The organism is Desulfotruncus arcticus DSM 17038, assembly GCF_900113335.1.
GTDB classification, from domain to species: domain Bacteria; phylum Bacillota; class Desulfotomaculia; order Desulfotomaculales; family Desulfallaceae; genus Desulfotruncus; species Desulfotruncus arcticus.
Map to the genome: position 1 here is coordinate 185896 of NZ_FOOX01000005.1, position 22363 is coordinate 208258.

25 protein-coding genes are annotated in these 22363 nt (G+C 43.7%); 1 reads left to right on the forward strand and 24 read right to left on the reverse strand.

The window, feature by feature from the left end:
• Positions 1-47: 47 nt before the first annotated feature.
• The 10 genes from BM056_RS08900 to BM056_RS08950 all read right to left on the reverse strand — a co-directional run bounded on the left by BM056_RS08900 (position 48) and on the right by BM056_RS08950 (position 8795).
• The gene (locus tag BM056_RS08900) at positions 48-632 is read right to left on the reverse strand and encodes a dipicolinate synthase subunit B (RefSeq protein ID WP_092470823.1); all 585 of its coding nucleotides are present in this window, start codon (positions 630-632) and stop codon (positions 48-50) included.
• Positions 633-660: 28 nt separating this feature from the next.
• Positions 661-1542 (reverse strand): dipicolinate synthase subunit DpsA, encoded by an 882-nt coding sequence (dpsA, locus tag BM056_RS08905; RefSeq protein ID WP_092470825.1) that lies wholly within the window; start codon positions 1540-1542, stop codon positions 661-663.
• A gap of 91 nt (positions 1543-1633) precedes the next feature.
• Entirely contained in the window at positions 1634-2434 is an 801-nt protein-coding gene (gene dapB, locus BM056_RS08910) for a 4-hydroxy-tetrahydrodipicolinate reductase (protein WP_092470827.1), read from the reverse strand.
• Positions 2435-2811: 377 nt separating this feature from the next.
• A complete protein-coding gene (locus tag BM056_RS08920) occupies positions 2812-3816 on the reverse strand; it encodes an SDH family Clp fold serine proteinase (RefSeq protein ID WP_092470831.1) in 1005 nt (334 codons plus the stop codon).
• Positions 3817-4117: 301 nt separating this feature from the next.
• Positions 4118-4387, reverse strand: a complete 270-nt coding sequence (locus tag BM056_RS08925; RefSeq protein ID WP_092470833.1) for a YlmC/YmxH family sporulation protein — start codon at positions 4385-4387, stop codon at positions 4118-4120.
• A 30-nt stretch (positions 4388-4417) separates the two neighbouring features.
• Positions 4418-4753: a hypothetical protein gene (locus BM056_RS08930; RefSeq protein ID WP_337833497.1), complete on the reverse strand. Its 336-nt coding sequence runs from the start codon at positions 4751-4753 to the stop codon at positions 4418-4420.
• A 459-nt stretch (positions 4754-5212) separates the two neighbouring features.
• Entirely contained in the window at positions 5213-5662 is a 450-nt protein-coding gene (gene dut / locus BM056_RS08935) for a dUTP diphosphatase (RefSeq protein ID WP_092470837.1), read from the reverse strand.
• A 22-nt stretch (positions 5663-5684) separates the two neighbouring features.
• The gene (locus tag BM056_RS08940) at positions 5685-6941 is read right to left on the reverse strand and encodes a M16 family metallopeptidase (RefSeq protein WP_238456376.1); all 1257 of its coding nucleotides are present in this window, start codon (positions 6939-6941) and stop codon (positions 5685-5687) included.
• Between the two features lie 68 nt (positions 6942-7009).
• Positions 7010-8149: a D-alanyl-D-alanine carboxypeptidase family protein gene (locus BM056_RS08945; protein WP_092470839.1), complete on the reverse strand. Its 1140-nt coding sequence runs from the start codon at positions 8147-8149 to the stop codon at positions 7010-7012.
• Between the two features lie 25 nt (positions 8150-8174).
• Positions 8175-8795: a polysaccharide deacetylase family protein gene (locus tag BM056_RS08950; RefSeq protein ID WP_238456377.1), complete on the reverse strand. Its 621-nt coding sequence runs from the start codon at positions 8793-8795 to the stop codon at positions 8175-8177.
• Positions 8796-9178: 383 nt separating this feature from the next.
• Here BM056_RS08950 and BM056_RS27635 point away from each other — a divergent pair, with 383 nt between their 5' ends.
• A complete protein-coding gene (locus BM056_RS27635; protein ID WP_165613448.1) occupies positions 9179-9445 on the forward strand; it encodes a potassium channel family protein in 267 nt (88 codons plus the stop codon).
• A gap of 9 nt (positions 9446-9454) precedes the next feature.
• Here the strand turns inward: BM056_RS27635 and BM056_RS08960 are convergent, their stop codons facing one another.
• The 14 genes from BM056_RS08960 to rimP all read right to left on the reverse strand — a co-directional run bounded on the left by BM056_RS08960 (position 9455) and on the right by rimP (position 22034).
• Complete coding sequence (locus BM056_RS08960) at positions 9455-10141, reverse strand: class I SAM-dependent methyltransferase (protein WP_092470843.1); 687 nt, start codon at positions 10139-10141, stop codon at positions 9455-9457.
• A 59-nt stretch (positions 10142-10200) separates the two neighbouring features.
• Positions 10201-12447 carry a polyribonucleotide nucleotidyltransferase gene (locus BM056_RS08965; RefSeq protein ID WP_092470845.1) on the reverse strand — a complete coding sequence of 749 codons (2247 nt, stop codon included), beginning with the start codon at positions 12445-12447 and terminating at the stop codon, positions 10201-10203.
• A gap of 299 nt (positions 12448-12746) precedes the next feature.
• The gene (gene rpsO / locus BM056_RS08970) at positions 12747-13016 is read right to left on the reverse strand and encodes a 30S ribosomal protein S15 (protein WP_092470847.1); all 270 of its coding nucleotides are present in this window, start codon (positions 13014-13016) and stop codon (positions 12747-12749) included.
• A gap of 90 nt (positions 13017-13106) precedes the next feature.
• Positions 13107-13334 (reverse strand): hypothetical protein, encoded by a 228-nt coding sequence (locus BM056_RS08975; protein WP_092470849.1) that lies wholly within the window; start codon positions 13332-13334, stop codon positions 13107-13109.
• A 5-nt stretch (positions 13335-13339) separates the two neighbouring features.
• Entirely contained in the window at positions 13340-13567 is a 228-nt protein-coding gene (locus BM056_RS08980) for an SH3 domain-containing protein (RefSeq protein WP_092470851.1), read from the reverse strand.
• A gap of 119 nt (positions 13568-13686) precedes the next feature.
• On the reverse strand, positions 13687-14625 hold the full coding sequence (locus BM056_RS08985; protein ID WP_092470853.1) for a bifunctional riboflavin kinase/FAD synthetase: 939 nt from the start codon (positions 14623-14625) through the stop codon (positions 13687-13689).
• A gap of 23 nt (positions 14626-14648) precedes the next feature.
• The gene (truB, locus tag BM056_RS08990; protein ID WP_092470855.1) at positions 14649-15572 is read right to left on the reverse strand and encodes a tRNA pseudouridine(55) synthase TruB; all 924 of its coding nucleotides are present in this window, start codon (positions 15570-15572) and stop codon (positions 14649-14651) included.
• Entirely contained in the window at positions 15569-16558 is a 990-nt protein-coding gene (locus BM056_RS08995) for a DHH family phosphoesterase (protein ID WP_092470857.1), read from the reverse strand. The genes truB and BM056_RS08995 overlap by 4 nt, the downstream gene beginning before the upstream one ends.
• Positions 16551-16901 carry a 30S ribosome-binding factor RbfA gene (gene rbfA / locus BM056_RS09000; protein WP_174549945.1) on the reverse strand — a complete coding sequence of 117 codons (351 nt, stop codon included), beginning with the start codon at positions 16899-16901 and terminating at the stop codon, positions 16551-16553. Before rbfA ends, BM056_RS08995 begins: the two co-directional genes overlap by 8 nt.
• Before the next feature lie 17 nt (positions 16902-16918).
• Entirely contained in the window at positions 16919-19630 is a 2712-nt protein-coding gene (infB, locus tag BM056_RS09005; RefSeq protein ID WP_092470862.1) for a translation initiation factor IF-2, read from the reverse strand.
• A gap of 16 nt (positions 19631-19646) precedes the next feature.
• Positions 19647-19976, reverse strand: coding sequence for a L7Ae/L30e/S12e/Gadd45 family ribosomal protein (locus tag BM056_RS09010; RefSeq protein WP_092470864.1), 330 nt, complete (start codon positions 19974-19976; stop codon positions 19647-19649).
• A complete protein-coding gene (gene rnpM, locus BM056_RS09015) occupies positions 19973-20242 on the reverse strand; it encodes an RNase P modulator RnpM (protein WP_092470866.1) in 270 nt (89 codons plus the stop codon). The genes BM056_RS09010 and rnpM overlap by 4 nt, the downstream gene beginning before the upstream one ends.
• Positions 20243-20254: 12 nt before the next feature.
• The gene (gene nusA, locus BM056_RS09020; RefSeq protein ID WP_092470868.1) at positions 20255-21337 is read right to left on the reverse strand and encodes a transcription termination factor NusA; all 1083 of its coding nucleotides are present in this window, start codon (positions 21335-21337) and stop codon (positions 20255-20257) included.
• A gap of 202 nt (positions 21338-21539) precedes the next feature.
• Positions 21540-22034, reverse strand: a complete 495-nt coding sequence (rimP, locus tag BM056_RS09025; protein WP_092470870.1) for a ribosome maturation factor RimP — start codon at positions 22032-22034, stop codon at positions 21540-21542.
• Positions 22035-22363 lie beyond the last annotated feature (329 nt).

The following is a 22363-nucleotide window of genomic DNA, read 5'->3' on the forward strand; positions in this document are numbered from 1 at the left end:
TATCCCTCCATTATATTTATTAAAGCCCCCGCCGGCTACCTGCTTCATTAATAACTGATCAAGATGGGTTGCATTTGTTTGCCTTGCAATGCATATTCAATGGTTTCCACTAAATAATCAATCTTGGCCTTCAATGAATTTGGCTTGCCGGCCGGACTATCCTGACCAAACGGAACCATGTAAATATTCTTTGAATTTAGCAATAACCCAATATTTTTGGCGTTCATGCTAAGTCCGTCGTTAGTGGATATCGCCAGCACCACCGGACGCTGGTTGCGCAAATGCGCTTTTACTGCCATTAATACCGGCCCATCGGTTATGCCGTTGGCTAATTTAGCCAGGGTATTGCCGGTACAGGGGGCGACAACCAAAATATCCAGTAATTTTTCCGGACCAATGGGTTCCGCCCCTACGATACTTTTAATTATTTTTTCTTCTGTTACTTCCTTAATACGTTCTTTCCAAGAATCAGTTGTTCCGAATCGAGTATCGGTTTCATTTACGGAACAACTAATAATAGGATACAGGATGGCTCCCTCATCGGCAACCTTTTTCATCTCCACAAGAGCCTCTTCAAGTGTACAATGTGAACCCGTAAAAGCAAACCCAACTTTTTTACCTTTTAACCGCATAATACAAGCACCTCCCAGGAAAACCGAACTACTTCATAACCCTCTGCACTAATTCCCTCGGCACTACCCGGGCCAAAATCATACCCGCCGTTTTGGGAGCAACTTTACCGGGTAACCCGGGAGCCAATACAGCCTCAATTCCCAATTCCCGGGCTTTGTCAAAATCAGTGCCGCCAGGAGCAGACGCAAGGTCGATAATCAGGGTTTTCGCCGGTAGCCTTGAAAGAATGTTTTGATCAATTACCAAGGCGGGAACAGTGTTAAAAACTACATCAACGTTTTTTGAGCAATTAACCAGTTCTGCAAAATCAGCGGTTAATGCTCCCATTGCTATTGCTCTGGCCTGCTGTGCAGGGTTTCTGGCAATTACCGTTGTTTTTGCATTCATAGCCAAAAGCAATTGCGCCAGCGTTTGGCCAGTTCGCCCAAAACCTACTACCAATGCGTTACATCCGTGAATAGTAATGGGCATTTTTTCCATAGCCATCTGCAATGCCCCTTCAGCTGACGGAATTGCGTTTAGAATAGCTACCTCATCAAGCCTCATTAATTCCACTAATTCCAGCCCAATTTCACTGGCTAATTCACGCAATGGTTTTCTGGCCAAACCAACAAATACTGGTGTCCCGCGCGGCAATAATTCCATTAGGTCTCTGGTAATGATTAAAGGTTGTTCCAGGTAGGCAGCATGTAACCGCATTTGCTCATTTACACCTGGAACCGGTAGAATCAAGGCGTCTACTCCTAAAATACATTCCCGGGGATCCCGGTATGGAACAATGTTTTTACCTTGAGCAGGTAAACCGAAGGTATTAACAATTGCACCAGCATTGGATAAGTATTCTGCCAACACAATTTCCCTTGCATCCCCGCCCATAATTGCTACAGATAAATTATTCAGATCCAGCAAGGACGGCCAACCCCTTCCTCAAACCTCTTGTACTTACACCAATATATGAAGAGTTGGATTTTAAGGTGCTTGTATGTAATTGGTGGGAATTTTATTCAAAAATCAGGTTTTCTAAACCATAAACCACTCCTTCCAGGCGCATAACTGCGCGAATCGCAGTAATTACACCAGGCATAAAAGATTCTCTGGAAATGGAATCATGTTTAATTGTAAGCGTCTGGCCCGCCCCGCCAAAAATAACCTCCTGTTGGGCGACAAAACCGGGCAATCTAACACTGTGTATACGTATCCCACCCGGCATTTTTCCCCCCCTGGAGCACGGAATTTTTTCCTCTTCCAGGGCAAGCCCCTGCTCATAATCACCACGATGCTCAATAACAGCTTCAGCAGTTTTGATCGCTGTTCCCGAAGGCGCGTCCAGCTTTTGATCGTGATGTTTTTCAATTATTTCAACGTTAGGGAAATATTTAGCGGCCTCACTGGCAAATTTTATCATTAACAGCGCGCCAATAGCAAAGTTGGGCGCAATAATACATCCAACTCGCTTTTGGCCCGCCAGAGCAGCTATTGCCTCTATATCTTCCCTTGATAAACCAGTTGTCCCAACTACGGGGCGTGCGCCAACTTCCAAAGCAGTTTTAACGTTATTGAGCACAGAACGAGGTCCGGTAAAATCCACTAAAACTTCAGCGCCTGAAATAGTGAGGGCTTCTTTTAAATTAGTGGCAATATTAATGCCCACCTGCTCACTGCCAATGAGCAGCCCTGCATCCTGGCCTGCGCCTTGGATATCTACCGCAGCGCAAAGCTCTGTATCTTCTGTTTGCAGCACTGTTTTCAGCACTTCTCTTCCCATTCGTCCGGAAACTCCAGAAATAGCAACCTTAATCAAACCTGTTTACCGGCAATTAGATTACGGAAATAACTCCTTATCTCAAAATAACCGGCTTTCCCTCCTCTCTAATACCATTAACTCATTATTTGCTAATAGTGATAATTAAAATTAATTTTCTTATATCCAGTAACGTATGTCAAGAATAAAACCTTTACTAGTTATATTTCAGGCTTCAAATCGGCGGAACTATCCATTTTGTGTGGCACTATTAAACCACCGGCGGACTTTTTTGACCTAATATAAAAATCAGCTGAAGGCATACCTGAGTTTTCACTGAATACATAATATTTCCTGCCAACGGTGCTGAAATTTATTTTCCAATCTGTTTTATTATCATTAGACCTTTCCATCTTGCTACTCACCTCTGTTTCCGGCTAAAGCAAATTTGCAGGACAATTTGAAGAGCACCAACCCTGTTTATTAATATTTACGTTGATCTGGCCCGAATCAGGATAGTCTTTTCTTTCAACTGTTCCCGAGAAAACGAAATAGTCAATACCTCTCTCAGACTCAACAAGACCGCTGGCAACTTTAAAATCCGTACGGCTACCGTGCAATATATCACTCGGGTTAAAGGGCTCGGATAATTTGAGATCAGCCTCAATATCTTCATAAAGAGCCCACATTAGCCCGTTTAATTCATCATCAGCGTAAATAACCGGCAGGCCAATTTCCTCAACCGCCTCTCTCCTTACAATCATGTGATTATGTGCATAAAGCTTTTCAGTAAGATGGTCCACAATATTCTGTTTCATCTCTTCACCCAGGGGCTCCTGACGCAAACCCAGCATTTTTTTAGCCAGGGATCTTATTAACATCCAATTTCTATGCACGTTGCCCAGCGCCAGCGGGTGAATTTTTTCAGCAAGCATTAAAAATGCCCGTGACTCAGTATCATCCCTGCAAATATCATTATTTTGCGCTATCAGGGCCATATACGAATATACATCCTCAATATTAACCGGCAGCCTGGCGGAAGGGTTGGCCGGGTCCTGGGGGTTAAAGGCGTTAACAACGCTGGGATCTATAGGACCCAATTCACCCATTTTGCCCATGATAATTTCATCTGCGCCCAAGCACAATAAGGTGCCGGCACTATAGGACCGGAACGGTATCAAAACGGAAAACTGCCCGGTATATTCACGAATAAGATTTACCAGCCTCCAGGGAGTTAATACATCCCCTCCCCTGGTATACAAAAATAAATCTATCGCCGGTCGGTGCCCGATCATTTCCAGGTGCCTGTAGATTACCCGGACCACGTCCGGTGCTATTCTGGTGCTAACATTTTCACGGTCGCCCGTGATATACGTTAAAACAACGGAACCTCTTTTTCTGCTTATTTTTTGCATTATGTCAATTCTCTGTGGCCGGGCCATTGCTGCCTCCTTGCAATATTACATTTTATGGCAAATCGTCTCTGAAAACCTGCGCTTTAGCAGGCGCTATTCCTATGACAGGAGAAACCTCTGTGGGAAAGTCTCCGGGCTGTCCCGGAGGAGGTTTACAAAAGTATTATGGCCCATACACTATAACATTATCTATATTACAGTCAATAAAAACACATTCTAAAATCAGTTTTATCAGTGCGCTTGATATGTATTTTACCCTTAAGTGTCTCTTCCCTATATTTGATAGCTACTTGTCTGGTAGATAAAAAAATCCGTACTAGGACGGATTTCAAACTAAATATTTTCCGAACTTCGGCGTTGCCTGATCCAACTCTACTAAAATAACTTCCATACCTATTTTTTTTACTGATTCCCAGGGTATTACAAGCTCATGCCTTTCTGCCCAGAGATTTAAAAGATTGCCCTTGCGTGGCAAAATTATTGATATAATCGCTCCGGTTGTAGCATCAACATTTAAATCAGTGTCACCAACTACCCCCAAACGTGCACCGTCACTAACGTTAATTATTTCTTTACCCGCCAGCTCACCCAATCTCATCAGCCTTTTCTCCCTCCCCCCTTATTCAGTTTATCTTTTCTTAAGCCAAAAACGGGCGATAAAAGGCTGGATGATAGCCAGCGCGATGGCAATAGACGCCAGTGGTTCCAGGTCCATGCCGGCTAAAGCAATAGAACGGGGCATGTTGACTTCTAAAAATGTTTGCAGCAATACAAGGGAGAGATATATTCCACCCGCAGTACCTACCAGATTAACAATAGCCTGAGACAACGGTGAAGTTTTGGCCTCCCCAATAGCATCCCAGTTCTTATCCCGCATTGTGCGCCATCTAACTCGTTCCCTAATTGATAAAACAACCAGCAACAATACAATTAAACCGAAAAGCAACAGGGTTATACTCATCATTAATCACCTCCGTTACAAATTTATATTTTTTTATTTGCAAAATATTCCTTACTAGAACATATTTTGTCCCATAAATACTTTCGCTGAACGCGGTACTAGCAGAGGATGAAAAATAGATACCGTAGGCAAGGTGATCCGGTGGTTCCCGGATTAAGCATAGAGCTGGATGCGGAAAATAGCCCGTCATAGCCCCAGAGCTTGACCCATAAGGGCGTAAACTTTCTCTGGGCTGTCTGGTGTAAGCGTTAGCTATAGGTAACCAAAAGATACAAGGAAAATTGCGCAGCGCACGGAGGGAACCACCGGAGCGCCAGATATAAGTAACTTAAAAACTTTTTTCAGGTTAGGCCTTCAGCTGCTCCGGTAGTACCTAACAATAACAAAAAAAGAACACGCCTTAAATCCTGGTGTGCTCTTTTTTTGTTAACTGATTGGCTGAGTAATTAAGTTTTATTGATTCTACCTGCCCGTCGATCCGAAGCCTCCTTTGCCCCGCTCTGATTCAGACAATTCTTCTGTAAATTCTATTTGGGCCTTCAGGACCGGCATGAAAAGAAGCTGAGCTATTCTATCACCTGGTTTAATTTGATATGGTTGCTCTCCATTGTTTTGAACCGGACATAAAATTTCTCCTTTATAATCACTGTCAATCACACCTACTGCGTTGGCAAGGGCAAGACCATGCCTGGCAGCCAACCCGCTCCTGGGGAAAACCAGCCCAACAATTTCAGTGGTAGGTATGTCTACTGCCAATCCTGTCGGGATCATCACACGTTCTCCCGGTTCAACGGTTACCGGTTCAACAATGGCAGCGGCCAAATCTATACCCGCTGCCCCCGTGGTGACATATGAAGGAGAAGGAATTGTATCTCCGATCGTAGGATTTATTTTTTTAAATTTAATTATCATATTAATACATCCCGTGGTTAATCTATTTAGCAATTAATTCCAGTAACATGTTCTCATCTTCCCAGGGCCCAATACTGGCAACACAAAAATTTTCAGGTTTAAATATATTCTTGGTTAAATCCTTAATGTCTTCCACTGTCACGGCCATGACCTTTTTAACGAGTTCATCAGGTGGAATCACTTTTCCAAGATACAATTGGGATTTACCCAACCTGCTCATGCGAGAATTAACATTTTCCAGGCTGAGCAGCAAGTTACCCTTAAGCTGTTCTTTAACACGGGCTAATTCAGCCGGAGTTACACCGTTTTTCTCTATGTCACGAATTTCTTTTACTATTAATTCCAGGGCAGCCCTCACATTTTTCTTGCTTAACCCTGCATACACACAAAAAAGGCCGGAATCATGGTAAGAGCTGTGGTAAGAATATACGGAATAAACCAGTCCCCTTTGTTCCCTAATTTCCTGGAACAGGCGCGAGCTTAATCCTCCACCCAAAATAGTATTAACAATCTGAAAAACATAAATATTATCATGATCAATAGGCAGACCGGGTGTACCCAAGCAAATGTGAACCTGCTCGGTATCTTTGGTCCGGCACACCACTTGGTGATTAGGTTTAGGCACAGTATAAAGGCCATCTTTCTTATCGCCGCTTAATTTGCCAAACATGGCTGTAAGGCCTTCCATTACCTGCTGTTGATCCAAATTTCCGGCAACTGCTATGACAATATTTCTTGAACTATAATATTTTTTATAAAAAGCAAGCAGAGTATCCTTTGAGAGCCCCCCTACCGTTTGCTCGCTTCCGATAATAGGCCTCCCCAATGAGTGCTCGCTCCAAATGATCCTGGCCAAAATGTCATGAACCAATTCGTCGGGGGTGTCTTCGTACATTTTTATTTCTTCAATTATTACATTTCTCTCTCTGTCTATATCAGACTGGTCAAAGCGCGAATTTAAAAGCATATCGCTCAATAAATCAACGGCCAGCGGAAAGTGTTCATCAAGAACCCTTGCGTAATAGCAAGTATATTCCTTGGTTGTAAATGCATTGAGCTGCCCGCCCACAGCATCCAGTTCTTCAGCGATGTCCTTAGCGCTGCGCCGGGCAGTTCCCTTAAACATCAGATGTTCAATAAAATGCGAAATACCAGCCTGTTGGTCACCCTCATCTCTGGACCCAACATCAACCCAAACTCCTACTGCAACTGATCGCACATGGGGGATATGCTCAGTTAATATTTTGATACCATTAGCCATCTCGGCTATTTTGATCACACGGTTACCTCCCAATCCTACAGTTTCCTGGTTAACATTCTTGTTTATCAGATTAAATTCCTTGTTTATTAGATTAAATTCCAGTACAAAATGGTTTTTTTCTTAATCTTTTGGATAACACTTGCTTCTTGCACAGATGAAGCTGCAATGATTTCAGCTGAACCAACTTCATGCCCCCCCAAATAATACTCAATATTACCCAAACGCTCGCCCTCCTGCACCGGCGCATTAACCAGGCGCGGAATTTGCACCTTCTGCTCCAAATGTTCCAAATCCAAATCTCTTAAATTTATTGTTATATTATTGGCAACCATAACCGGAACTTCTTTGCTTGCTCCATTTACCACCGGCACTCTAGTATATATTTCTCCCTGATAGAGCTTCCTAACCAGGTTAAATTCATTAAAACCATAATTAAACAGTGTTTCAGCATCAGCAAACCTGTTATTATCTTTTAACACTACCGCCAGCAACCGGCGTTCCCCCTTGTTGGCAGATGCAATCAGGCATTGTCCGGCTTCCAGTGTTGTACCGGTTTTAACCCCGTCAGCCCAGGGATAACTCCAAAGCAGCTTGTTGGTATTTTTAAGATAATGATCTAAAGAATCCGGTCCTTTTACAACTTTAAACTTTGTTTTGACAACATCGCAAAAAACGGGATTATGCAGCGCATACCTGGTTATTAGTGCTAAATCAAGTGCAGTGGAATAATGCCCTTTTTCCGGCAAACCGTTGGTATTTTTAAAACAAGAATCAACAGCCCCGATTAGTGCAGCTTTTTCGTTCATCAATAAAACAAAAAAACCTTCCGAACCGGCCACGTGTTCGGCTATTGCTACACAGGCATCATTACCGGAAGGCATCAATGCTCCGTATAATAATTGTTCCAGAGTTAAGATTTCCCCTTCCTCCAAATGCATGGAGGATTCGCCGACTTGATCAGCATTTTTGCTTACCCTGCTATTGCTATGTAAATCCGAACCGCCCAGGGCCACTACAGCGGTCATAACCTTGGTCGTGCTGGCCATCGGCCTTTTTTGCAAGGCATCTTTTTCATAAAGCACCTGGCCGTTATATACATCAATTAAAACCGCTGATTTAGCACCAATTTTAGGTTCGTTGGCAATGGCCGCTTGCGGGGAGAAGCATGAATGAAAAACCAACAGCAACGTTAGAATGATCATGCTACAAATATTTTTCCGACTCATTCAATATCTCCTTTTCATTTTGGTTTTAGGGGTTTTTTAACATTTCACCTACTGTTATAATTTGATATCCCCTTTCCTTGAGGGTATCAATTATTCGCGGCAGAGCTTTAATGGTAGGAGCGGTAGGGTGCATCAGCACAATTCCTCCATTATGAGCTTTACCAATGACCCTTTCCTCAATAACCCCGGGATCAGGAAGCTGCCAGTCAACAGTATCTATACTCCACAAAACAGTACGGTAACCCATATCACCAGCCGCCTGCAGCACAGTCGCCCCCCTTTCCCCATAAGGCGGAGCATATAGTTTCGGCTTTTCTCCGGTTATCCCCTGGATAATTTTTTCAGCCCGTGCTATATCATTTTTATTTCCATCTACTGACAACTGATCCGGGTGTGGGTGGGAATAGCCATGACTGCCAATTTCATGACCTTTTTCTTTTATTTTTTTAATAAGACCGGGGAATTTTTCCGCCCAAGTTCCACCAATATAAAAAGTAACCTTAACATCCTTCTCCTCTAAAATTTCCAACATCCGCCCTATGTATTCTTCTCCCCAGAAAACATTACAAGTAAGCGCCATTGATTTAGAATCTTCATTTCCCTGGTAAATGGGCTCTGCGGCAACTGTGGAAGTTTTTCCTTCCATTGAGAGAATAAAAGCCCCCAGCGTTAACACAAATATCAACATTAAAGTCCCTAATAAAATACGCTTACGCCTGAATACAACAATTATCTCAGCCACCCCCTATTAAAAGCGTTCTAATCGCCAACTGTTTTAAATATATTCCCTGTTCCGTACCCCAATGACAAGAAAAGCGTGCTTTAATCAGTTCCCTAAATGCGCGCTTTTTTATACCTTAATCTTTAGCTCTCGCCATAAATATGGCCAGGTATGCTTTCCTAATGTTATGAAATTGTTATATAATTAACAATAAGCAATAGTTATTGGAGAGCGGGGTTATATTTGATATTAATAAGATTTTTTGAAAAACAGTAATCTTCACTTCAATAGTACCCGTTTTTTACTCATTGCTTTATTGGCTTTTAATCTGGATTGCTCCTGGATCTTTTATCGGCCTGGCCCCCCAAAGCCATTTTTTTGATTACTTTTATTTCAGCTACATCACTTTTACTACGACTGGTTACGAGGATGTTTACCCCATCACGGCTTTTGCCAAAGCCTTAGTAACCAGTGAAATTATTATAGGGATTTATATTAATTGCCACAATTGTTTACCTGAACTTCAAGCGGATAACCAACCGCAAGAAAAGCGCATAAAAAAAATAACCCGTTGAAAAAGCGGGTTATCCTTGTACTAAAGCATTTCGAAAAATTACCACTTTGGAATGTCTCCACCAAAGTTCAGGTCTTTCAAAGTCAACCCCATGATCCAACCTGCACAGAGACCACTTATTTGATCCTTTCAGCACCTCGCTTGGCCAGCCAGCGAAGTCGGTATCAGTTCTCTTATTATCCTCACCGATTAATATGCAGGCTTTCACCGAACCGGAAAGCGTAAAATCCTTGATCCAATCTGATTCTTCCGCCATCCAGCTACAAATAATTAATTCCGGCTTGAATTTATCAATGGCTGACCGGTAATTCGTCTGAAGAGGTTGTTCTCTGCTCCTGGTAAGATTCCGGGGCAGCGATTCAGAGGAATTGTCAACTGCATAAATATCGATACCTCTTTTTTCCAAAACAGCGGCAAGCTCCCCGCATCCGGCACCAACTGCTAAAACGGGACTTAATCCGGTTTCTATTATTTCCGCTGCCAGTGCGTCATTAAACTCTTGGTTAAGAATTTGATAAATACCAAAATAATTGCAGTACGGCAGCAAAACTGAAAGCCGGCAAACAACTGCGTTTTCCCGCCAGGAAGCTTCCGGGTCGTAATGAATCGGGCAATCTGAAAAATTGTTTTTAACCCATTGCTTTTCCCGGTCAACTTTTTCCTTAACGCTCTTGTAGCCAAATAACTCCAGAGACATATGGCCCCTCCCCCATGATACAAAAAATAAACCCCATGTTTAAAAGGGGTATTTAAATATTAGCTTGATCTATTGCTATTTGGCCTACGGTTATTGGGGTTTCTGGGGCGGCGACCGGTATCTCTATCCCTGTCCCTATCCCTTGGCTTTTCCTTTTCGAAACCTTCGGGTACCGGTATGACATCTTTCCTTGATAGCTTAAGCCTGCCCTGGTTGTCATAACCAATAACCTTAACCTCTATAATATCTCCTTCTCTAACCACGTCCTCAACCTTGTCCACCCTTTCATGGGCAAGTTGAGAAATATGCACTAAACCGTCTTTACCCGGCAGACCCAAAACTCCGGGAACTACCTCCACAAAACAGCCGAAATCGGTCACCCTGACAACTTTGCCGCGATAAATTTCGCCGCTTTGCACTTCTTTGGTCAGTGTTTGAATTATACTTAAAGCATTCTTTCCGGCATCGGGATTAACCGCAGCAATAAAAACTCTTCCATCATCTTCAATATCAATGTCAACGCCGGTTTCTTCAATGATTTTCTTGATAATTTTTCCGCCCGGTCCAATAACATCTCTAATTTTATCCGGGTCAATTACTGTGTGAATAATTCTTGGTGCATAAGGAGAGAGATCCTCTCTAGGCTGCGCGAGCACTTTGGTCATTTCACCAAGGATATGCATTCTACCCTCTGTGGCTTGTCTTAATGCCTGCTGTAGAATATCCCTGTCAATGCCCGCAATTTTTATATCCATTTGCAAAGCGGTTACACCCTTGGTTGTACCGGCAACTTTAAAGTCCATATCACCAAGGTGGTCTTCCAAACCTTGTATATCCGTTAATATGGCAAATTCATTATCTTCCTTGATTAAGCCCATGGCAACACCTGCAACAGGTGCCTTAATAGGAACACCGGAATCCATCAGCGCCAGGCAACTGCCACAAACACTGCCCATTGATGTCGAGCCGTTACTTTCCAAAACTTCGGAAACCAGCCTAATTGTGTACGGAAACTTTTCTTCCGGCGGAATAACCGGTTCCAGTGCGCGTTCAGCCAGCGCCCCGTGCCCGATTTCCCTTCTGCCCGGTGATCTCATAGGCTTGGTTTCACCAGTGCTAAAAGGCGGGAAATTATAATGATGCATAAAGCGTTTGGTTTCCTCAACACCAAGACCGTCAAGAATCTGCTCTTCAGAGATGGCTCCCAGGGTTGCAATGGAAAGAACCTGCGTTTGTCCCCTGGTGAACAAACCTGAACCGTGCGTGCGTGGTAAAACTCCAACTTCTACAGATATTGGTCTTACTTCGTTTAGTGCCCTGCCGTCTATTCTGACGCGGTCAAAAAGAATATACCTGCGTACCACTTTCTTTTCCACAACTTCAAGTATGTTGACTATGGATTGTTCCTGCTCGGGATAGGTTTCAGCAAACTCCAGCAATAGGTTTTCCTTAACCTGGTCAAGCAGTGCTTCCCGGTCCTTTTTAGACAGCTGCTTGGCTATACATTCCTGAACAGCGTTCTTAACTTCTTCCAAAGCCTTGGGGGTTATTGCCGCTTCCAAGTCTTCTTCAATTCCAGCCAATGCAGGAATATACTTTTCTTTAGCCAAGCCCAGCTCCAGTGCTTCACGCCTAAAATCTTCAATAAACTCTACAATCTTCCGAATCTGTTCATGACCAAACATGATAGCATCAAGCATGGTTTCTTCAGGTACTTCACGGGCCCCTGCCTCAACCATCATAACTGCATCATGCGTTCCGGCAACGACAAGATGCATATCACTTTTTTCAGCATTTGTTACATCCGGGTTAATTATAAATTTATTATCTACCCTCCCAACAATTACGCCACCAATAGGTCCGTTAAAGGGAATATTGGAAATATGCAGGGCAGCCGAAGCCCCTACCATAGCTGCCATTTCCGGTGGATTATCCTGATCAACCGACATAACCACCGCAATAACCTGCACTTCGTTACGCATTCCTTTGGGAAACAGCGGGCGAATAGGCCTATCTATCAAACGCGAGGTTAATATGGCTTTTTCACTGGGACGCCCTTCTCTCTTAATAAAACCACCCGGTATTTTACCTACCGCATAAAGACGCTCCTCGTAATCACAGGTGAGCGGGAAAAAGTCTAAACCTTCTCTAGCCTTTTTGGCCATAGTGGCATTAACCAGAACAACTGTATCTCCATACCGGACTAATACGGCACCCCCTGCCTGCTTGGCCACCCTTCCTGTTTCTAACTGCATTATTCTGCCGCCAATTTCAAGTTCTTTGATCAATTTGTTTTGCTGTTGCATACGGGTTTTCCATCCGGTCTCAAAATTTCGGTAATCTCTGGATTGCCCGAATTAAGAACGGGTGTACCTCCTTTCTTTAATTAAGGTACGGGGACATACCTCCTCTTTAGGGTTAAGCTTCCAGGTCGGAGGTATGTCCCCAACTAAAGTCAAGCTTTGGCTAAGGCAAAAAAATATAGCCAGCACCAAAATTATGACATTCTACATATTTAGTATTATATCCTTCCTAAAAGATAAAAAATACATGGACTTTTATTCTGATAACAAAAAATGTAAAAAGCGGGGTATTCCCCGCTTTTTTATTTACGCAATCCTAGTTTTTCAATCAGAGTACGATAACGATTAAAATCATTATTTTTGAGATAATTTAACATAGCTCTGCGCTGTCCAACCATTTTCAGCAAACCGCGCCTCGAATGATGGTCTTTTTTGTGAATCTTAAGATGTTCCGTCAAGTGATTAATCCGGTTGGTCAAAATCGCCACTTGCACCTCGGGCGAACCGGTATCATTTTCGTGCAGCTTAAAACTCTCAATAATGGAATGTTTATCATTGATTGACAATGCCACGGTGCTCACCTCCTTGTGTTTTATAATCGCTGCTAGCCAAGTTAATCGTCGGAGATAAACGCATTCCCTAGCTAACAGTTCATAACTCTATTATTTACCAATTATGGTAATAACCAATCTTCCTGAAGGAATATCTTTGGCCACAATATCAAACATTCGCCCGGACTTGGCAAAAAAACCTCTAAACCTTGTCGCCGTGGGGATACGCCCTGGTATACTGCTGGCAGCTAACATTATATCAGTCGTTGTAATCTTATCCTGACGAAAGTCCTTAAGGCGTTTGCGTGCATGTTCCGTAACTATAACTTTACTATCCATAATGCTTAATTAGTCCCGGTCCTGAATGAAAGTTCATCCTCTTCCTGCGCTAAAAAAGCATATAATGCATCTTGAAAGGCAACGATTTGTACATTTTCAACATTTGATTGCAAATATAGTTTTTCTAATTCTTTTTTGAGCTTTTGAAAGTCCTCACTCAAACATATCAGGGCGATTTGATTCAGCCACTTTTTAATTTCTTCTTCAGGTGAATTGAATTTTGGTACCCCCATTAATTAAACGTCTCCCTTCAACGGTTTTCGGGACGTTTACTGATAAGGTACTAGGTAATTGTAGCATAATCTGCCTTACAAGTAAACTTAATAAGATGTATATTAGGCCATAGATATTTTTATACTTGCCCGGAAGCATCCCGCCGGGCTTCACTAATATCTTTTTGAATCTGAGCGATTAATTCCCCGGCAGAATTAAATCTCTTTTCTGCTCTCATCCGCCGGATAAAATAGACCATAATTCTGCGTCCGTACAGGTTTCCGTTATAATCAAGCAGGTGAACTTCTATAGTTCGATTGATCGAGTTATTATGAAACGTGGGCTTTACCCCGATATTGGCCACTCCAAGGAATAAATCGTTATTAACTTTAACTTTCACTGAATAGACACCGTTGGGAGGCACAATATAATCTGAACCAGGCTGCAGGTTAGCAGTTGGGAAACCAAGGGTATTCCCCCTCTGCTCACCATAAACGACCACTCCATCAATAATCGGGCAATAGCCGAGCAACTCCCTCGCCCCGGCAATGTCCCCCTCAGCGATTAAAGCTCTAATTAATGTGCTGCTAACCGGTTTATTTTTATATACCACCGGGCTTATTACCTCAACTTCAAAGCCCAATTTTTCACCATACTCTTTTAATAGCTCGGGGGTGCCCATACCCCTGTAGCCAAAAGTGTAGTTATAACCTACAAAAACAGAATGGACCCCCAGGTGCTGGTGCAAAACCATAGTTATAAAGTCTTCCGGGCCCATTCTGGAAAATTCAATGTTAAATGGAATCATGATCAGCACTTCCACACCTAAATCAGCAATCATCTTCTGTTTAATTTCCGGTGATAGTATCAACGGAGGAGCTTCCTCGGGCCTTAAAACGGCCATGGGGTGAGGAACAAAGGTAAATACCGCGGGAGTGCCTCCAATTGTCCGGGCCTTTTGCACCAAGCTGCTGATCAGTTTCTGGTGGCCAAGATGCAAGCCGTCAAAATTTCCCAGCCCTAATACCAATTTATCGTATCTGTCCTTTAACTCCAACCAGCTGTTATAAACTTGCACTGTTTCAAACCTCCACTAGTATGCTATACCAAAACCTTAACAGGTTGTAAAAGATAATGTTCCGGGGAATCCGTCGGAACTGATATGGCACCTATAGCCAGCAACCCTGCGTTAGATTCGATGCGCACCCGCAGGTCAGCGGTCGGCTTACAATTAAAAGAATTAACCGGCAATCTTAACCGGTTTCCACAGCTAACCAGCTTAATATCGCTGTTTTGTACAACAGCAACCGGTAGATGTGATAAAGCGCTGCTCATTGAAACCAGTACGCTTTCCAATCTGCCATTATCCTTTAGTTCAACTAACTCTTCCAGAGTTAGCGTTTCATTTATACTGAATACTCCTGCCCTGGTGCGCAGCAGATAAGACATAAAAGCACCGCAGCCCAGCTTTTCTCCTAAATCATTACATAATGTCCTAATATAAGTTCCTGCCGAACAACCAACATCGAAAATTATCCTGGGTGGGCAATTAATTTTCCCGGGGTAATAATGAACAATTTTTATTTTATCTATGTAAACCGTACGGGGCTCTCTTTCTACATCAATACCTGCCCTGGCAAGCTCGTAGAGTTTTTTTCCCTGATGCTTGATAGCAGATGTCATTGGAGGTATTTGTTCAATTTTACCGGTAAAAGAACTTAAACATCCTTGTATGTACGTTAAGTCTATATTATCCCAGGAAGATCTGTGGATTACCTTACCAAATGCATCCTGGGTTGTGGTCGAAATTCCCAAAGTGGCCTCGGCCCTGTATGATTTGTTATCGTACAGGTACTCTATTATTCTGGTAGCCTTACCAAGGCATACAGGCAGCACACCGGCAGCGCCTGGATCGAGAGTCCCTGTATGACCTGCCTTTTTCTGCCCGGTTAATCTCCGAATAAAATTTACCACATCATGGCTGGTCATACCTGCTGGTTTTAAAACATTTAAAATGCCGTTCACCTTTCCGCATCCTCCAGCACCTGTAAGGCAGCCTCCAGGATTTTCTTTTGAATAGATTCAAAATCACCCTCAATAATGCAGCCGGCTGCGCGGGAATGCCCGCCACCTCCAAACAAAGCCGCTAATTTATTGACATCAAGGTTATACTTGGACCTGAAGCTGATCTTAAACCTGTCCTGGCCCATCTCGCGATAAAACAGGGCTAATTCAACGCCCTTGATCATTCTGGGGTAATTAATAATTCCATCCACATGTTCATCATGCGCACCTAATTTTTGCAGAACCTCTCTTTTTACGCACATCCAGGCAATTCTGCCACACCCGCTCAGTGTTAATGTATCAAGCGCCTCTTTTAATATTTTTAAACCAACCAGGGGCTTTTCTTCATATAACTGCTTATTAATGCGCGCGGCAGGAATACCGACCCTCAGTAATTCAGCAACCCTAAGGTGCGTTTCAGGGCCGGTATTATCATAGCGAAACGAGCCGGTATCGGTAACAATAGCCACATATAAACACTGGGCTATGTCGCTGTCAATATTCACAGGAAGAACTTTTAAAATGTCATAAATAATTTCTCCCGCCGCTGCAGCTTCGGGATCATTAAGATACAAATCACCGAATACCGTAGAACCGGCATGATGGTCTATTATAACAACCTGTTCTGATAGCTGTATCAGTTTGATAAAATCTCCAAGCCTGTCCGGAACTGAACAGTCAACGGAAATAAACATGTCAAACTTTTGGTTATTATCTTCAAGCTGGTGCTTTACCTCCGAAGCCATCGGTAAAAAAGTGTATGCCTCCGGTACGGGGTCGGGACTAAACAGCAGGACTTCCTTGCCCATTTTACGCAGTGCTATACCTAGGGCCAATTCCGATCCCAGGCTATCACCGTCAGGCATTACATGCCCGCATATTGCAATTGTTTTCACCCTAGCAATTGCTTGTGCAATCTGGTCGATTTTAATTTCCTTGCTATTCATTGTCCCTGATTACCCCGTCCAGCAGCTTAATTACCTTGGAGCCGTGTTCAATTGAGTCATCAAGCTTAAAAGAAACCTCCGGAACATGCCTTAGCCTGATACGCCGCCCAAGCTCAGTTCGAACATACCCTTGCGCTTTTTTCAAAGCAGCCATAGTGGCTTTCTGTTCTTCTTTGTTCCCATATACACTGACAAATATTTTAGCGTATTTAAGATCATTAGAAACTTCCACCCAGGTTAATGTGGCAAAACCTATACGGGGATCCTTTAATTCTTCCCGTAAAAGGTCAGACACTTCTTTTTTAATTGCCTCGGCTAATCTTTCCGGCCGGTGGGACATCATTTATCCCCCCTTGTAGTTTATGCTAATTCACGTTTTACAGCTTCCATGGTAAAGGCTTCCAGTTGGTCTCCCTCTCTCAGGTCGTTAAATTTTTCTATGGTCATGCCGCACTCATAACCCTGGTTAACTTCACGCGCATCGTCCTTAAACCTCTTCAATGACTCCAGAGTTCCTTCGTGGATAACTATACCGTCGCGAATAACCCTGATCCCGGAATCCCTGGTAATTTTACCCTCGGTAACATAACAGCCGGCGATTGTTCCGACTTTGGAAACCTTAAATGTTTTACGTACTTCCACACGGCCCAGTATTACTTCCTTATATTCCGGTTCCAGCAGGCCGCTCATAGCTGCCTTGATGTCCTCAATAGCATCGTAAATAACGCGATAAAGCCGTATATCCACTTTTTCAGCCTCGAGGGCCTTTCTGGCATTGACATCCGGACGGACATTAAATCCAATGATTATTGCATTAGATGCGGAAGCCAGCATAATATCCGTTTCAGTAACAGCTCCCACACCGCCGTGGATCGCGTTTACGCGCACTTCTTCAGTACTGATTTGCTGAAGTGCCTGTTTAACGGCTTCAACAGAGCCCTGAACGTCTGCCTTGATGATAATATTAAGCTCTTTAACCTGCCCTTCCTGGATTTGATTAAATAAATCATCCAGGGATACTTTAGGCGCAGTTACCTTAAGATCTTCCTCACGTTTTTTGACCTGGCGTTCTCCGATCACCTGTTTGCCAAGTTTCTCATCTTCCACCGCATAAAAGAGTTCCCCCGCAGGCGGTACTTCCGAAAAACCCAGCACTTCAACGGGCATTGAAGGTCCGGCTTTCTTAACCCTGCGTCCGGTGTGATCCATCATAGCCCGCACTTTACCGTAAGCAACACCGGCAATAATAAAATCACCGACCTTTAAGGTTCCGTTTTGCACCAGAACTGTAGCCACCGGCCCTCTGCCCTTATCCAGTTCCGCCTCAATGACAGTTCCCCTGGCAGCGCGGTTTGGATTAGCTTTATATTCGCCAATTTCGGCTACCAGCAATATCATTTCCAACAGTTCATTTAGATTCTGCTTTTCCCTGGCAGATACCTCAACAAATATCGTCTCCCCGCCCCACTCTTCGGCGACGAGATTGTACTCTGTCAGCTGGCGTTTAACTTTTTCCGGTTGGGCATCTTCTTTATCAATTTTATTGACAGCCACAATGATCGGAACTTCTGCTGCCCGGGCGTGGTTAATTGCCTCAATGGTCTGAGGCATAACCCCGTCATCTGCGGCCACAACCAGAATTGCTATATCGGTAATTTTTGCTCCTCTGGCCCGCATTGCGGTAAATGCCTCGTGCCCCGGCGTATCAACAAAGGTAATTTTTTTACCTTTATGTTCAACCTGATATGCGCCTATATGCTGGGTAATGCCTCCCGCCTCGGTAGCTATAACATTACTTTTTCGAATGGCATCCAATAGTGATGTTTTACCGTGGTCAACGTGTCCCATGATCGTAACCACACATGGCCTTGCTAACAGTGTATCCGGGGCGTCTTCCTGCTCTTGAACCAACATTGTTTCTTTATCAACTTCGATTTTGATATCCACCTGAAAACCTAAATCATTAGCTACTAGTGTTGCGGTATCAGCATCGATTTCCTGGTTGATGGTGGCAAGAATCCCCAACTCCATCAGTTTCTTAATTACTTCCCCGGCGCTGATAGACATTTTTTCCGCCAGTGATTTGACGATAATGCTTTCGCCGATAACAATAGGTTTTTTCTCCTTGACCGGAGTTTTAACAGGAGCCTGCTTTTGTTGGGCAAAATTTTTCCTTCTGGGCCCCTTGCCACCCGCTTTTCGGTTGTCAAATTTATCAAAACGGTTACCTTTGTCAAACTTGCCTTTAACTTCTTTCTCTTTGAAAGCTTGCTTTTCAACTTGTTTAATGCGCTCTTGCGCTTTAGTTTTCTCCAGAGCTTTTATTTTATCCGGTTTTCCCTTTTCAGCAGCTTTTATTTTGGGACCGGTCGCCGGCGCACCCTGCTGGCCAAAGCTCTTCTGGAAGCGCTGGGGCTTATCGCTGAAGCCTTTATCCCTGGCAGGCTGATTGCGGTCATTTCTCCTAGCTTGCTCAGCAGGTCTGGGCTGTCTTGGTTGTCCGGGCCTCTGCTGTTCCTGTCTTGGCTGCTGCTCCTGTTGTTTTCTCACAAAAGGCCTGGGCTGCTGCTCGTGGGCAGCGTTACCTGTACGCTTTGGAGGGCCTTGATTTGGCTGAGTTTGCTGATTTTGCTGAGGAGGCGCATTATTAGCCTGCTTTACCGGCCTGGAGTACTCTTCTCTCCGCTTGGGCTTGGCGACATTATTTGCGGCACCGCCTCCGGGGCCATTGGCACGAGCCGGTTTTTCCGTAAATCTACGGTCGGGGGGTCTTGAAGGTACACGATCTACTAAGCCGGGACCTCTGTCCGCCCTATTCCTTCTGTTCTGATTACCGCTATGCCTGGAGGAGGTATCCCTTTCCCTGGTAGCGTTGTTCCTTTGTTGAACCTTAACTGTATCCACTCTTTTTTCCTGACTTTTAAAATGGTTTAAGACTTGTTCTGCCTCGTTATCTTCCAGGGTACTCATGTGTGATTTCACCTTAACCCCCATTTTACTTAGTTGTTGAATAACTTCCTTACTTTCTATGTTAAGCTCCTTTGCAACTTCATGGACCCTTTTTTTAACCATACACATCACCTCCGAATTATTGTGGCATACATATTCCGTTATCTCCCCTTTCCATCGCTCCGGCTACACCCCGGGCCAATTGTTCATCAGTAATCGCTACCACGGTACGCGGCGCTTTCCCCAACAAAATACCCAACTCATTCTTTGAAGCGTAGCAGAAAGCAGGAATATTATTTTCTTTTGCTAAAAGCAAATAATTATCCTTACTTTTAATGGCTGCATCATTGGCAATTATTATCAGTCTGACTTCATTCTTCAACAATCCGTTGCGCACCGCCGTATCACCGCTAATAACCTTGCCGGCGCGTCTGCATAAACCAAGCATATCCGCCAACTTGCAGGTCATGGGCGGTTCATCCTTTCAAAGAGACTTTCTTTAATCTCCTTTGAAATTGGCTGTTTTAATGCTTTCTCCAATCTTTTTCCTTTTATTGCCTTTTCCAGACATTCATTATTTGGACAGACATAAGCCCCTCTTCCTGAACGCTTACCGGTTGGATCGATTTCCACGGTTTCTTCCGGTGTCCGGACTACCCTGATTAACTCCCTTTTGGATTTCATCTCCTGGCAGCCGAGGCACATTCTCTGGGGTATTTTTTTAATCTTGGGCAATAGCAACACCCCCTATTCCATAAATTCCTCGGCAAACAGATCTTCATATTCCGGATATAATTCCGCCATTTGGCTTTCACTCTTAATATCTATTTTCCAACCTGTTAATTTAGCTGCTAAACGGGCGTTTTGTCCCTCCTTGCCAATGGCGAGCGAAAGTTGATAATCAGGCACGATAACCCTGGCAATTTTCTCGTCTTCCCAAACTTCTACAGCAACAACTTTGGCCGGGCTTAACGAACTGGCAATAAACTTGGAAGGATCATTATCCCACTTAATAATATCTATTTTCTCGCCGTTTAATTCGTTCACTATGGTTTGCACACGCATACCCTTGGGGCCAACGCAAGCACCCACCGGATCGACATTTTCATCCCTTGAATATACAGCTATTTTTGACCGGTGCCCGGCCTCCCTGGCCACAGACTTTAGCTCCACCACACCCTCTTGCAGTTCAGGCACTTCAAGTTCAAAAAGTCTTTTGAGCAAACCGGGATGAGTTCGGGAAACAAAAATTTGGGGTCCCTTGGTTGTTTTCCTGACTTCAACAATGTAGGCTTTAATCCTGGTGCCCTGGTTATAGCTTTCACCGGGCATCTGCTCAGTAGGAGTCAGTATTGCTTCTGTCTTCCCAAGCTCTATGAATACATTTTTTTGTTCAATCCGCTGCACAATACCATTAATAATATCTCCATCGCGATTGGCAAATTCCTCATAGATAATGTTTCGTTCTGCCTCGCGAATACGCTGAACCACCACCTGTTTTGCCGTTTGCGCCGCTATTCTGCCGAAGTTTTTGGGCGTGACTTCGGTTTCAACCATGTCTTCAATTTCATACCTGGGATCTATTGTTTTGGCTTCTTCAACAGCTATTTCCAATCTGGGGTCTTCAACATGTTCTACTACGGTACGCTGAGCAAAAACTTTGCACTCACCTGTCTCCCGGTCAATGTATACTTTAGCGTTTTGCAAAGAACCAAAATTTCTTTTATAAGCGGAAAGTAATGCCGCTTCGATTGCTTCAAGCAAAACTTCAACTGTAATACCTTTTTCTTTTACCAGGTCTTTGAGCGCATCTAAAAACTCGGTGCTCATTTTTAACGTTTCCCTCCAAAGCCGCAAGCTTTATTAGCAAAGCGGCTTAATAATTATCGATTGTTTTTTGGACAATCGCTTCCCTTCAGCTGGGCAGTTGCCCTCAGTTTCTTTTAGACTGCCCCCATAAAGAAGACTTGGTTCAGGTGGGGTTTTGACCCCACCTGAACCTTAGTCGCACTTATTTCGAGTTTATCGCCGCTTAACTCCCGCCTGTAGAGGCGGGAGTCTTAGCGGCGGTTAACGAGATCAGGCGCGCCGAAGCTAGAGAATCCATAGGAATGACCACATTTAGGCCCTCTGATTCCAGGGTAACCGAATGGTTGCTTGCATGCACAAGCTTACCCGTAAACTTTCGTTTCCCCTCAACAGGCACAAACGTGGTCAATTTAATCCCTTCTCCGGTAAAACGTTCAAAATCAGCCAATTTTTTTAGCGGCCGATCAAGACCCGGAGAAGATACTTCCAGCAAATAGGATTGCGGGATGGGGTCCTTTTCATCCAGCAAAGGGTCTATTCTTTCAGATACCAATTGACAATCTGCCAGCCCAATGCCACCCGGCTTATCTATAAAAATCCTAAGGTACCAATTGCCACCTTCTTTTACATACTGAACATCCACAAGTTCAAAGCCAACATCAGAAATTACCGGAGCAACAATTTCCTCTATAGTTTTTACAACGTTGCCCTTACTCAATTAAGAACCTCCTCGCAAAATATTTAGTAATCCAATAAAGAAGACTTGGTTCAGGTGGGGTTTTTGACCCCATCTGAACCTTAGTCGCACTTATTTCGAGCTTACAGCCTGTTAATCCTCGACCTAAGAGGGCGGGATCTTACAGGCTGTGCGAAGATATAATCACTTCAGAATCGGGGGACATTCCCCGAAGGGGTGTGTCCCCTTTCCTTATTATAAGACGAAAGAGTGGGTAATACCCACTCCTTAAAAAATACTCTCTGGTGAAAATAGATACCGGATCACTAAACAAAAACAATTATATCATAATAGAAAAAACTTGGCAAGGT

Coding starts and splice junctions, on each gene's coding strand:
- BM056_RS08900 (WP_092470823.1), bottom strand. CDS start 632: ATGCGGTTAAAAGGTAAAAAAGTTGGGTTTGCTTTTACGGGTTCACAT.
- BM056_RS08920 (WP_092470831.1), bottom strand. CDS start 3,816: ATGGCCCGGCCACAGAGAATTGACATAATGCAAAAAATAAGCAGAAAA.
- BM056_RS08925 (WP_092470833.1), bottom strand. CDS start 4,387: ATGAGATTGGGTGAGCTGGCGGGTAAAGAAATAATTAACGTTAGTGAC.
- BM056_RS08930 (WP_337833497.1), bottom strand. CDS start 4,753: ATGATGAGTATAACCCTGTTGCTTTTCGGTTTAATTGTATTGTTGCTG.
- dut (WP_092470837.1), bottom strand. CDS start 5,662: ATGATAATTAAATTTAAAAAAATAAATCCTACGATCGGAGATACAATT.
- BM056_RS08945 (WP_092470839.1), bottom strand. CDS start 8,149: ATGAGTCGGAAAAATATTTGTAGCATGATCATTCTAACGTTGCTGTTG.
- BM056_RS08950 (WP_238456377.1), bottom strand. CDS start 8,795: ATGGAAGGAAAAACTTCCACAGTTGCCGCAGAGCCCATTTACCAGGGA.
- BM056_RS08960 (WP_092470843.1), bottom strand. CDS start 10,141: ATGTCTCTGGAGTTATTTGGCTACAAGAGCGTTAAGGAAAAAGTTGAC.
- BM056_RS08965 (WP_092470845.1), bottom strand. CDS start 12,447: ATGCAACAGCAAAACAAATTGATCAAAGAACTTGAAATTGGCGGCAGA.
- BM056_RS08975 (WP_092470849.1), bottom strand. CDS start 13,334: ATGGATAGTAAAGTTATAGTTACGGAACATGCACGCAAACGCCTTAAG.
- BM056_RS08980 (WP_092470851.1), bottom strand. CDS start 13,567: ATGGGGGTACCAAAATTCAATTCACCTGAAGAAGAAATTAAAAAGTGG.
- BM056_RS08995 (WP_092470857.1), bottom strand. CDS start 16,558: ATGAATAGCAAGGAAATTAAAATCGACCAGATTGCACAAGCAATTGCT.
- rbfA (WP_174549945.1), bottom strand. CDS start 16,901: ATGATGTCCCACCGGCCGGAAAGATTAGCCGAGGCAATTAAAAAAGAA.
- infB (WP_092470862.1), bottom strand. CDS start 19,630: ATGGTTAAAAAAAGGGTCCATGAAGTTGCAAAGGAGCTTAACATAGAA.
- BM056_RS09010 (WP_092470864.1), bottom strand. CDS start 19,976: ATGACCTGCAAGTTGGCGGATATGCTTGGTTTATGCAGACGCGCCGGC.
- nusA (WP_092470868.1), bottom strand. CDS start 21,337: ATGAGCACCGAGTTTTTAGATGCGCTCAAAGACCTGGTAAAAGAAAAA.